Consider the following 11,878-nt stretch of genomic DNA (forward strand, 5'->3'; position numbering starts at 1 on the left):
ACAGGATAAAGGACAGGATTAAAACCCATAGATGCGGCACCGTAAGCCGCCAGGAATAAGGCTTGTAGACCCGCTATGTTACTGATGATCGACAACTACGACTCCTTCACCTACAACCTCGTGCAGTACTTCGGCGAGCTGGGGCAGGAGGTCAAGGTCTTCCGCAACGATGAAATCACGCTGGAAGAAATCGAGGCGCTGGCGCCGCAGTACCTGGTGCTGTCGCCCGGCCCGTGCACGCCGAACGAGGCGGGCATCTCGGTGCCGGCCATCCACCACTTCGCCGGCAAGCTGCCGATCATGGGCGTCTGCCTCGGCCACCAGAGCATCGGCCAGGCCTTTGGCGGCAAGATCATTCACGCCAAGCAGCTGATGCACGGCAAGGTGTCGCCGGTGTCGCACCACGATATCGGCATGTTCCGCGACATTCCCAACCCGGTGACCTGCACCCGTTACCATTCGCTGGTGATCGAGCGCGAGTCGCTGCCGGAGTGCCTGGAGATCACCGCCTGGACCGACGACGGCGAGATCATGGGCGTGCGCCACAAGACGCTGCCGATCGAGGGTGTGCAGTTCCACCCCGAGTCCATCCTCACCCAGCACGGCCACCGGATGCTGGACAATTTCCTGAAAGAATTCGCCTAAACCGCACAGCGCCGCAGACGCCGGAGATAAAGAAGATGATCACACCGCAGGCCGCCCTCAATCGCCTGATCGACCAGAACGAACTGTTCCACGATGAAATGCTGGACCTGATGCGCCAGATCATGCGCGGCGAAGTGCCGCCGACGCTGATCGCCGCCATCCTGATCGGCCTGCGCGTGAAAACGGAAAGCGTGTCGGAAATCGCCGCCGCGGCACAGGTGATGCGCGAGTTCGCCACCCGCGTGCCGGTGAGCGATACCGCGCGGCTGGTGGATACCTGCGGCACCGGTGGTGACAAGAGCCACACCTTCAACATCTCCACCACCGCCGCCTTCGTGTCGGCGGCGGCTGGCGCCCGCGTCGCCAAGCATGGCGGCCGTTCGGTGTCGTCCAGCTCCGGCAGCGCCGACGTGCTGGAAGCGCTCGGCGTCAACCTCAACCTCAGCCCGGAGCAGGTCGGCCGCTGCATCGACGACATCGGCGTCGGCTTCATGTTCGCGCCCAATTACCACAGCGCGATGAAGTACGTGGCGCCGGTGCGGCGCGAGCTGGCAGTACGCACCATCTTCAACATCCTCGGCCCGCTGACCAACCCGGCCGGCGCCCCCAACCAGGTGATGGGCGTGTTCCACCCCGATCTGGTCGGCATCCAGGCACGCGTGCTGCGCGAGCTGGGCAGCCGCCACGTGATGATCGTGCATGGCGAAGATGGCCTCGACGAGATCACCCTGTCCGGCTATACCAGCATCGCCGAGCTGAAGGACGGCGCCATCCGCGAATACCGCATCGACCCGGCCGATTTCGGCATCGCCCACGCGCCACTGGCCGCGCTGCGCGCCGACAGCGCCGAGCAGTCGAAAACCATGCTGCTGGCAGTGCTCGACGGCCAGTCCGGCCCGACGCGCGACATCGTGCTGCTCAATGCCGCGGCGGCGATCTACACCGCTGGCATTACGGCCAGCCTCGCCGATGGCGTGGCGCTGGCTCGCAGCGTGATCGACAGCGGCGCGGCGCGCGCCAAGCTGGACGCGCTGGTACAGCTGAGCCAGTCGCTATAATGAACTTCCCGGCCGCCGGCAGCGCGCCGGCGGTTGCGGCCAACCTTCTACTCCTGATCGGGTTTGAGCAATGACCATCTCTCCCTCCATTTTCAAGGCCTATGACATCCGCGGCATCGTCGGCGACACCCTCACCGCCGACGCCGCCCGTCTGATCGGCCGTGCCATCGGCTCCGAAGCGCGCGAGCGCAAGGTCGGCACCATCTGTATCGGCCGTGACGGCCGCCTGTCCGGCCCCGAGCTGTGCCATGCGCTGTCCGATGGCATCCGCGCCACCGGCGTCGACGTCATCGACGTTGGCCGCGTCGCCACGCCGATGCTGTACTTCGCCGCCTACCAGCTGGAAACCTTCTCCGGCGTGATGGTCACCGGCAGCCATAACCCGCCGGACTACAACGGCTTCAAGATGATGCTGGACGGCGACACCCTCGCCGGCGACTGGATCCAGAAGCTGTACCAGCGCATCGTCGACAACGACTTTGCCGACGGCCACGGCGGCTACAGTACGCACGACATCGTCGATGCCTACCTCAACCGCATCACCGGCGACATCAAGCTGGCGCGGCCGATGAAGGTGGTGGTCGACTGCGGCAACGGCGTGGCCGGCGATTTCGCGCCGGAGCTGTTCCGCGGCCTCGGCTGCGAGGTGCACAAGCTGTTCTGCGAGGTGGACGGCACTTTCCCCAACCACCACCCCGATCCGGCCAAGCCGGAAAACCTGCAGGACGTGATCCGCGCGCTGCGTGACACCGACGCCGAGATCGGCCTCGCGTTTGACGGCGACGGCGACCGCCTCGGCGTGGTTACCAAGGACGGCAGCATAATCTGGCCGGACCGTCAGCTGATCCTGTTCGCGCAGGACGTGCTGTCGCGGCAGCCGGGCAGCAAGATCATCTACGACGTGAAGTGCACCCGCCTGCTGGCGCCGGCGATCACCGCCGCCGGTGGCGTGCCGATGATCAACCGCACCGGCCACAGCTTCATGAAGGCGGCGCTGAAAGCCAACCCGGACGGCGGCCTCGCCGGCGAGATGTCCGGCCACGTGTTCTTCAAGGAGCGCTGGTACGGCTTTGACGACGGCCTGTACGCCGGCGCGCGCCTGCTGGAGATCCTGTCGAAGGTGGCCGATCCGTCGGCGCTGCTCAATGCGCTGCCCAACGCGCTGTCGACGCCGGAGCTGAACCTGAAGACCGCCGAGGGCGAGAACCATGCGCTGATCGCACGCCTGCAGCAGACGGCGCAGTTCGACGGCGCCGAGGACATCATCACCATCGACGGCCTGCGCGTGGAATACGCCGACGGCTTCGGCCTGATGCGCGCCTCCAACACCACGCCGGTGATCGTGCTGCGTTTCGAGGCCGACAACCAGGCGGCGCTGGAGCGCATCCAGGACGACTTCCGCCGCGTGCTGGCACAGGAAACCAGCGCAACGCTGCCGTTCTGAGCGATAATCGCCGCCAGTTGACCGCCGCGATGGCGGTCTGATCAGACCAAGGTTGGCCGCGGCCAACCTTTCGCATTATCAAGGCGGCACGACGCACTCGTGCCGCCGGCTTTTTAAAGGGAATGCCATGTACGCCGAAGCCGCCAGCACTTTTCAAACCGTCCGCGACCTGCTGCGCTTTGCCGTGTCGCGTTTTACCGATGCCGGGCTGACCTACGGCCACGGCACCAGCAATGCCTACGACGAGGCCGCCTACCTGATCCTGTCGACGCTGAAGCTGCCGATCGACCGCCTGGAGCCCTTCCTCGACGCCCAGCTGCTGCCGCGCGAGGTGCAGCAGGTGGTGGCGCTGATCGAGCGTCGCGCCGAAGAGCGGGTGCCGGTGGCCTACCTCACCAACGAGGCGTGGCAGGGTGAATTCAACTTCTACGTCGACGAGCGCGTGATCGTGCCGCGCTCCTTCATCTTCGAGCTGCTGGGCGAGCAGCTGGAACCGTGGATCGAACACCCGGAGCTGGTCCACCGCGCGCTGGACCTGTGCACCGGTTCCGGCTGCCTCGCGATCCAGCTGGCGCACCACTATCCGGACGCCGAGATCGACGCCGTCGACATCTCGCTGGACGCGCTGGAAGTGGCCAGCATCAACGTGCAGAACTACGGTCTGGAAGACCGCATCCAGCTGATCCACAGCGACCTGGTGGAAGGCCTGGAAGAGCCGTACGACCTGATCATCTCCAACCCGCCGTATGTCGACGCCGAATCGGTGGACGCGCTGCCGGCGGAATACCTGCACGAGCCGGAACTGGCGCTGGGCTCCGGTGAGGACGGCCTGGACGCCACCCACGTGATCCTGCAGAACGCCGCGCGCCTGCTCAATCCGCAGGGCGTGCTGCTGGTCGAGATCGGCCACAACCGCGACGTGCTGGAAGCGGCCTACCCGAGCCTGCCGTTCATGTGGATGGAAACGCAGAGCGGCGACGGCTTCGTGTTCCTGCTGACGCGCGAGGATCTGGTCGCCGCCGGCCTCGGCGATCCGCTGAACGACGCCGACTTCGGCGATCTGGTGATCGAGGACGAAGACATCTGAGCGGTTGCGGCTTGCGGCCAACGTTGGCCGCAAGGCTGAGTGCACGAAAAAGGCAGCCCGCGGACGGGCTGCCTTTTTTTGTGTCGGCGGGCAGGGGGCTAGTTGCTGCCCTGCAGCCCGTATTTCTTCACCTTGTCGAACAGCGTGGTCTTCGGGGTGCCCAGCGCGGCGCTGGCCTGGGTCAGGTTGCCGCCGTGGCGGCGCAGCGCCTCCACGACCAGGCTCTTTTCATAGGCCTCCACGCATTCGGCGAGGCTGGGCGAGTTGTGGCCGTCGCCGCTGTCCTTGAACGCCGGCAGCCCCAGCGCGTAGCGTTCGGCGACGTTACGCAGTTCGCGCACGTTACCGGGCCAGTCGTGCGCCATCAGTCGCGACAGCGTCTTGCGGTCCACCTCCAGCGGCTCGCGGTCGAAGCGCAGCGCCGCCTGCTGCAAGAAGCACTCGAACAGCAGCGGGATGTCCTCGCGCCGTTCGCGCAGCGGCGGGATTTCCAGCGTCACCACGTTGAGGCGGTAGTAGAAGTCGGCGCGGAACTTGCCCTGTTGCGACAGCTCGCCCAGGTCTTCCTTGGTGGCGGCGATCAGGCGGCAGTCGACATCGACCATCTGGTTGCTGCCGAGGCGTTCCAGCTTGTGTTCCTGCAGCACGCGCAGCAGCTTGATCTGCAGGTTGATCGGCATGGTCTCGACTTCGTCGAGGAACAGCGTGCCCTTGTGCGCGTGCTCGATCTTGCCGATGCGGCGCTTGCCGGCGCCGGTGAAGGCGTTGGCCTCGTGGCCGAAGATTTCGCTCTCGAACAGGTGTTCCGGCAGGCCGCCGCAGTTGATCGCCACGTAGTTGTGCTGCTGGCGGCGGCTGAATTCGTGCAGGCAGCTGGCGACCAGCTCCTTGCCGGTGCCGGTCTCGCCGTTGATCAGCACGTTGGCGCCGGTGTCGGCGACGTTGAGGATCAGCTCGCGCAGCTGGCACATCGCGGCGGAGCGGCCGATCAGGCGCTGTTCCAGTGTCTGCTTGCCGTCCAGCTGGCGGCGCAGGCTTTCCACCTCCAGGCTCAGCCGGCGCTGCTCCAGCGCGCGGCGGGCGACTTCCACCAGCCGTTCCGGCGAGAACGGTTTTTCCATGAAATCGTAGGCGCCGTCCTTCATCGCCTGCACCGCCATGCTGACGTCGCCGTGGCCGGTGATCAGCACCACCGGCAGGCTGCGGTCCTGCGCCTTCAGCTGTTGCATCAGGGTCAGGCCGTCGATGCCGGGCAGGCGGATGTCGCTGATCACGATGCCGGGGAACTGGCCGTCGATCAGCGGCAGCGCGGCTTCGGCGCTGGCGACGCCGGTGACCGGGATGTCTTCCAGCGTCAGCGCCTGCTGGCAGCCGAGCAGGACATGGGGATCGTCTTCTACGATCAGGACGCGCAATGCTTCAGACATGATGGAGTTCCTGTTCCGGGCACAGCGGCAATTGCAGCACGAAGGCGGCGCCTTGTGGCAGCGGCTGTGCCTGCAGTGTACCGTTGGCCGCCGCGGCGAGGCTGGCGGACAGGGTCAGCCCCAGCCCCAGCCCGCTGCCCTGTGGCTTGGTGGTGAAAAAGGGTTCGAACAGATGCTGGCGTACCTGCTCCGGCAGGCCGCCGCCGTTGTCGGCCACGGTCAGCTGGTAGCGACCGCCGTCGCGCTGGCCGCTCAGCCGCACGCAGGCGGCGGGCACGCCTTGCAGCGCGTCCAGCGCGTTGCCGATCAGGTTGACCAGGATCTGCTCCAGCCGCGTCTGGTCGATGGCCAGCAGCACGTCGTCGAATTCGCGCTGCACCGTGACCGGATGGCGCGACAGCCGCGGCTGCAGCAGGAACAGCGCGGCGTCGACCGCGGTTTCCAGCCGTGCCTGGCCGTCGGCATGTTCGGAGCGGCGGGCGAAGGAGCGCAGCGAGCCGGTGATCTTGCCCATGCGCTCCACCAGCTCGCCGATGGTCTTGAGGTTGGCCGCAGCGGTGTCGTAGGCGCCGCGGGCGAGGAATTTGACGGTGTTGCCGGACAGCGTGCGCAGCGCCGCCAGCGGCTGGTTCAGCTCGTGGGCGATGCTGGTCGACATCTGGCCGATCACCGCCAGCTTGCCGGCCTGGATCAGCTCGTTCTGCGCCTTGCGCAGCGTCTGCTCCGCCAGTTCGCGTTCGCGGATCTCGGCCAGCAGGCGCTCGTTGCTGGCGGACAGGTCGGCGGTGCGCTCTTCGATGCGGCGCTCCAGCTCGCTGTTGGCGGCCTGCAGCGCCTCGCGCGCCGACAGCCGGGTGGCGATCACCTTGCGCCGCTCGTTCCACGCGATCAGCAGCAGCGTCAGCACCGCGACGATGGTGGCCGCCAGCATCGCGTGTGTCCACGCCGCCGCCTTCACTGCCGCCAGCGGGCTGAGCAGGGTCAGCTGCCAGCGGGTGTCGTTGAGGGTGCGCGACTGCGCCAGGAACAGGCGACCCTCCGGCGCGGCGACGTCGGGGTCGGACAGCTCCCAACGGTCCAGCCCCGGCGACAGCGTGCGCCGCGATTTCAGCTGCAGCAGCGGCAGCGACGCCCAGTGGTATTGCAGGCTTTGCGCCAGCTGGTTGCGCCGCTCCTGCGACAGCGGGTGGATCACGTTCAGCCGCCAGCGCGGCTTGGAGGCGAGGATGATGACGCCGTTTTCATCGGCGATGAACACGTCAGCGCCGGCCTTGCGCCAGCCGGCCTCCAGCTGGCCGAGACGGACCTTGACCACCGCCACGCCGGCGATGCGGCCGTTGACGCGCAGCGGGCTGGACAGGTAGTAGCCGGCCTCGCCGATGGTGCTGCCGATGCCGTAGAAGCGGCCGGGGCGGCCGGCCATGGCGTCGGTGTAGTAGGGGCGGAACGACAGGTCTTCGCCGACATAGCTGTCGCTGCGGCGCCAGTTGCTGGCGGCCAGCACGCGGCCGCCGCTGTCCAGCACGTAGACCGCCAGCGTGCCGCTGCGCTCGTTCATCGCCGCCAGGTAGCGGTTGACCTCCAGCTGGTGGCTGGCGTCCGGCGACTGCAGCAGTTGCAGCGTCACCGGGTTGAGCTGCAGCAGGCCGGGCAGCCACACGAAGCGTTCGATCTCGCTTTCCACGCCGCGGGTGTGCAGCTCCAGCTGACGGTTGCCTTGCTCGCGCAGGGCGTCGATGCCGTGCTGCACCGAAAACTGGTAGGTCAGCGTACTGCACAGCAGCACCAGCCCCAGCAACAGGCAGCTCAGGAACAGCGGTTTGCGGATACGGACAGACATGGCGGAAAAAAGCGTTGCGGCCAACATGGGATGACAGGATTCCGGTTCTAACACAGGCCATGGCCGGCGTCAGCAAAATTGCGGCACGGCGGGGTGCCATTTTTGTTGCACCCCGCGCTTAACATGGCGCGCCAGGCGCACCATTGCGGTGCTTCTGCCTTGCACTATTCGTGCCAGTGACAAGCGGCAGCGATAACAAGCACTTGCCGCCGCCGGCCATCGCAAAACCGAACCACTGCCGCGGCAGCATCCGGAAATCCGTACGCCATGCCGTCCGGAAAGCCATCGTCAAGCCGGCGGCCAGGCGGTAATATTCACGGGTTGGCCAGCCGCAGGGCTGGCCGATGACCTGTCGTCACACCATTGCGGCGAGTTTGCGCCGCATCCGGGACTTGGAGATAACATAAACATGTTTGGCAACAGCAAGAAAAAGATCGCCGCACTGGAAGAACGCCTCGCCACCCTGGATCAGGAGCGCGCGACACTGCAGCAGCAACTGGAGCAGGCGCGCCAGGCGCTGGGCAACTGCGAACAACTGAGCCGCGAAAACGAGCTCGCCCAGCAAAAGCGCCACAGCTACCGCCAGCCGTTCGGGCAGTTCTGTGACGGTGTCGCGCAGCTGCGCGGCAGCTTCAGCAAGCTGGCCGAGGACATGGAAGGCTGCTTCAGCCTGGCCACCGACACCGCGGCCGGCCTCGACCACACGCGCAACGTCGTCGACACCCTCGCCAACAGCTTCAGCGACATCGCCAACGCGCAGCAGCTGACCGCGCGGCAGATGGACACCCTCAACAGCAAGACCGGCGAAATCCGCCAGTTCGTGCAGCTGATCAAGGACGTGGCCGACCAGACCAACCTGCTGGCGCTGAATGCGGCGATCGAGGCGGCGCGCGCCGGCGAGCAGGGCCGCGGCTTTGCCGTGGTGGCCGACGAAGTGCGCAAGCTGGCGGAGCGCACCTCGCAGGCGACCAACGAGATCGCCAGCCTGGTGGGCGACGTGGAGAAGGCGTCCAGCGACACCAAGCAGCAGGTCAGCGAGGCGGCGGAGCAGGCGGAGAAGTATCGCCACACCGGCGAGGAAATCGCGGTGGCGATCAAGAAACTGGTCGACGGTAGCGAGCAGATGGCGAAGGCGATCACCGCCGGCACCAACGCCAGCTTCATGGAAGTGGTGAAGCTGGATCACGTCGTCTACAAGATGGAGATCTACAAGGCTTTCATCGGCTACCACACTCTGGACGCCGGCCAGCTGTCCGGCCACACCCACTGCCGTCTCGGCAAGTGGTACTACGAGGGCCGCGGCCATCAGCAATGCCGCGACCAGACCAGCTACGGCCAGCTGGAAGCACCGCACGCGCGGGTGCACGAAAGCGGCAAGGCGGCACTGCAGGCGTTCTACGCCGCCGACTACAGCGCGGCATCGCAGGCGCTGGCGACCATGGAACAGTCGTCCGAAGAGGTGATGGGCTTGCTGGACCGGCTGGTGCACCTCAGCCACTAAGCGCCGCTAAGCCATAGCTGGGCAGTCAGGCAAACAGGGCATGGTGATCACCATGCCCTGTTTTCATTGGTGTTGCCGGTCGTGCTTGCGGCCAACCCTGATGCCGCTCAGTGGCCGGCGTCGACCACCACCACCCCGGCCGCCGCTTTCGGCGGTCGTGACAGCCAGACCAGCCCGGTCAGCAGCAGGAACAGCACCGTGGCCAGCCAGAACACCTCGTTGGCACCGAGGAACAGCCCCTGGCGGCTGATGTCACCCGCGATCACCGCCGCCGCCTGCTCGGCGCTCAGCCCGGCCTGCTGCATCGCCGCCAGCGTATCGCGGGTGGCGCTGTCATACAGGCTGACGTGCTCGGTCAGCTGGGTATGGTGCAGCCCTTCGCGGTGCTCCCACTGCCAGGTGGTCAGCGAGGCGCCGATGGAGCCGGCCAGCGTGCGCATGAAGTTGGACAGGCTGGAAGCGCTGGCCAGCTGCTGCGGCTTCATGTTGGACAGGGTGATGGTGGTCAGCGGCATGAAGAAGCCGGCGATGGCAAAACCCTGCACGAACTGCGGCCACGCCACGCTGGCAAAATCCATCGCCGGATTGAAGGTGCTGTAGCGCCAGTAGAAACACGCGGCAAACATCAGGAAGCTGAAGGTCACCACCCAGCGCATGTCCAGCCGGTGCGCGTTCTTGCCGATCAGCGGCGACAGCAGCACCGGCAGGATGCCAATCGGCGCGGTGGCGAGGCCGGCCTCGGTGGCGGTGTAGCCCATCTGCGTCTGCATCAGCAGCGGCATCAGCACGATGGCGCCGAAGTACAGCATGAAGCCGATGCTGACCGAGGTCACCCCAACCGCGAAGTTGCGGTCGCGGAACAGCGACAGGTCGATCACCGGATGCTGGTCGGTCAGCTCCCACACCACCAGGTAGGACAGGGCCAGCAGCGCGATGATGCCGTACAGCATGATCTCGCCGGAGTGGAACCAGTCCAGCTCCTTGCCACGGTCCAGCATCATCTGCAGGCAGCCGACGCCGAGCACCAGCAGGATCAGCCCCACCTTGTCGATCGGCAGCTGCAGGATGGTGGTTTCGCGGTGGCGCAGCTCGCGCCAGGCCAGCGCGGCGGCGGCGGCGCCGATCGGGATGTTGATGTAGAAGATCCAGCTCCAGTGCCAGTTGTCCGACAGCCAGCCGCCGAGGATGGGGCCGAAGATCGGCGCCACGATGATGGTCATCGTCCACAGCGCCATGGCGATGGCGCGCTTGTCCGGCGGATAGCTCTGCAGCAGCAGGCTTTGCGACAGCGGGATCATCGGCCCCGCCAGCAGACCCTGCAGCACGCGGAACAGGATCAGCAGCTCCAGGCTCGGCGCTAGGCCGCACAGCCACGAGCTGATCACGAAGCCGATGGTGGCCAGCAGGAACAGGCGCACCTCGCCGACGCGCTTGGCCAGCCAGCCGGTGATCGGCACCGAGATGGCATTGGCGACGCCGAAGGAGGTGATCACCCAGGTGCCCTGGCTGGTGGACGCGCCCAGATCACCGGCGATGGTGGGAATCGCCACGTTGGCGATGGTGGTGTCCAGCACCTGCATGAAGGTGGCCAGCGACAGCGCCAGGGTGACCAGCGTGCGCGAGCGTCCTTCCAGTGGGGGATGCGACATGATCACGCTCCCTTAGCGGCCAAGGTTGGCCGCAATGATTTTGGCCACCGCCTGGTCGGCCTGCGCCAGCTGGCGCTCGAACACGCTGGTGCTCAGCGCCGGATTGCGGCGGGCGGCGGTCAGCAGCGGGCCGTCCTGCTGGCTGGTGTCGACGCTGACCGACATCGACAGGCCGAGGCGCAGCGGGTGCTGCTGCAGCTCCTGCGGCTGCAGCGCGATGCGTACCGGCACGCGCTGCACCACCTTGATCCAGTTGCCGGTGGCGTTCTGCGCCGGCAGCAGCGAGAACACGCTGCCGGTGCCGGCGGCGAGGCCGGCGACCGTGCCGTGATAGGTGACGTCATCGCCGTACAGGTCGGCGTGCAGCTCGACCGGCTGGCCGATGCGCAGCTCGCGCAGCTGGCCTTCCTTGAAGTTGGCGTCGACCCAGGCGCTGTCCAGCGCCGCCACCGCCAGCAGCGGGGTACCGGGCTGGATGCGGGCGCCCGGCTGCGCGCTGCGGCGCGCGATCTGGCCGGCGACCGGCGCGCGGATCTCGGTGCGTGCCAGCGCGAGGTAGCTCTCGCGCAGCGCGGCGGCGGCGCGCGCCACCGCCGGTTGTTGCTCGGCGCTGTCGCTGAGCACCAGCGCGCGGCTGGCCTGCTGTTCTTCCTCTCCGACCTTCAGCGCGGCGCGGGCAGCGCTCAGCGCGAGGCGGGCACTGTTGGCCGCGTCGCGGGCGTGCTGAAGTTCTTCACCGGCGATGGCCTGATCGCGGGCGGCGGCCTCGCGGCGCGCCAGATCGCCGCTGGCGCGGGCGACGTCGGCCTCTGCACGGGCGACATCGGCCGCGCGCTGCGCCACCAGCGCGTCGGACTTGCCGCTGACCGAGATCAGCTGCCGCGTCTGGCGCACCGCCTGCGCCAGTTCGGCCGCGGCGCGGGCGTAGGCCAGCTGTGCGTCGTTGCGGTCCAGTGTCAGCAACAGGTCGCCGGCCTTGACGCTCTGGGTGTCGTCGGCGTGGATGGCGACGATGCTGCCGGCCACTTGCGACGATACCGGGATCAGGTTGCCGGCGACGTAGGCGTCGTCGGTGGCCTGGTGGTGGCGCAGCGCAAGGAACCAGTAAGCACCGGCGGCGAGGCCGGCGATGGCCAGCGCCACGCTCAGGCGGGTGAGGGCGGTGCGGCGGGCGGTATTGGGGGCGGTAGTCGGGGTGGTGTTATCCATTATCTTCTTGCTCCGGAA

The 11,878-nt window shown here is 67.0% G+C and carries 8 protein-coding genes and 1 pseudogene; 5 read left to right on the plus strand and 4 right to left on the minus strand.

Annotation, left to right across the window (positions count from 1 at the left end; translation table 11 throughout):
- The first annotated feature begins 75 nt into the window (after positions 1-75).
- The 4 genes and pseudogenes from NOM55_RS00700 to prmB form a co-directional block, all read left to right on the plus strand.
- Complete coding sequence (locus NOM55_RS00700) at positions 76-645, plus strand: aminodeoxychorismate/anthranilate synthase component II (RefSeq protein WP_047966405.1); 570 nt, start codon at positions 76-78, stop codon at positions 643-645.
- A gap of 35 nt (positions 646-680) precedes the next feature.
- Positions 681-1,703 carry an anthranilate phosphoribosyltransferase gene (trpD, locus tag NOM55_RS00705; RefSeq protein ID WP_120809585.1) on the plus strand — a complete coding sequence of 341 codons (1,023 nt, stop codon included), beginning with the start codon at positions 681-683 and terminating at the stop codon, positions 1,701-1,703.
- A 70-nt stretch (positions 1,704-1,773) separates the two neighbouring features.
- Positions 1,774-3,147, plus strand: a complete 1,374-nt coding sequence (locus NOM55_RS00710; RefSeq protein WP_255907005.1) for a phosphomannomutase/phosphoglucomutase — start codon at positions 1,774-1,776, stop codon at positions 3,145-3,147.
- A 127-nt stretch (positions 3,148-3,274) separates the two neighbouring features.
- Positions 3,275-4,162 (plus strand): annotated as a pseudogene (gene prmB, locus NOM55_RS00715) (50S ribosomal protein L3 N(5)-glutamine methyltransferase); the annotation flags it as partial.
- Positions 4,163-4,332: 170 nt separating this feature from the next.
- On the opposite strand, the gene NOM55_RS00720 reads toward prmB, so the two are convergent.
- Both NOM55_RS00720 and NOM55_RS00725 read right to left on the minus strand, forming a co-directional pair.
- Complete coding sequence (locus NOM55_RS00720; RefSeq protein WP_047966401.1) at positions 4,333-5,661, minus strand: sigma-54 dependent transcriptional regulator; 1,329 nt, start codon at positions 5,659-5,661, stop codon at positions 4,333-4,335.
- Positions 5,654-7,501 carry an ATP-binding protein gene (locus NOM55_RS00725; RefSeq protein WP_255907006.1) on the minus strand — a complete coding sequence of 616 codons (1,848 nt, stop codon included), beginning with the start codon at positions 7,499-7,501 and terminating at the stop codon, positions 5,654-5,656. The genes NOM55_RS00720 and NOM55_RS00725 overlap by 8 nt, the downstream gene beginning before the upstream one ends.
- A gap of 409 nt (positions 7,502-7,910) precedes the next feature.
- Here NOM55_RS00725 and NOM55_RS17315 point away from each other — a divergent pair, with 409 nt between their 5' ends.
- Positions 7,911-9,002 carry a methyl-accepting chemotaxis protein gene (locus NOM55_RS17315; RefSeq protein WP_082133658.1) on the plus strand — a complete coding sequence of 364 codons (1,092 nt, stop codon included), beginning with the start codon at positions 7,911-7,913 and terminating at the stop codon, positions 9,000-9,002.
- Positions 9,003-9,109: 107 nt separating this feature from the next.
- Here the strand turns inward: NOM55_RS17315 and NOM55_RS00740 are convergent, their stop codons facing one another.
- Complete coding sequence (locus NOM55_RS00740) at positions 9,110-10,651, minus strand: DHA2 family efflux MFS transporter permease subunit (RefSeq protein ID WP_255907008.1); 1,542 nt, start codon at positions 10,649-10,651, stop codon at positions 9,110-9,112.
- Positions 10,652-10,663: 12 nt separating this feature from the next.
- Positions 10,664-11,860 (minus strand): HlyD family efflux transporter periplasmic adaptor subunit, encoded by a 1,197-nt coding sequence (locus NOM55_RS00745; RefSeq protein WP_255907009.1) that lies wholly within the window; start codon positions 11,858-11,860, stop codon positions 10,664-10,666.
- Positions 11,861-11,878: the final 18 nt, after the last annotated feature.

Source organism: Vogesella sp. AC12, assembly GCF_024437575.1.
In the GTDB taxonomy this organism is placed as follows: domain Bacteria; phylum Pseudomonadota; class Gammaproteobacteria; order Burkholderiales; family Chromobacteriaceae; genus Vogesella; species Vogesella indigofera.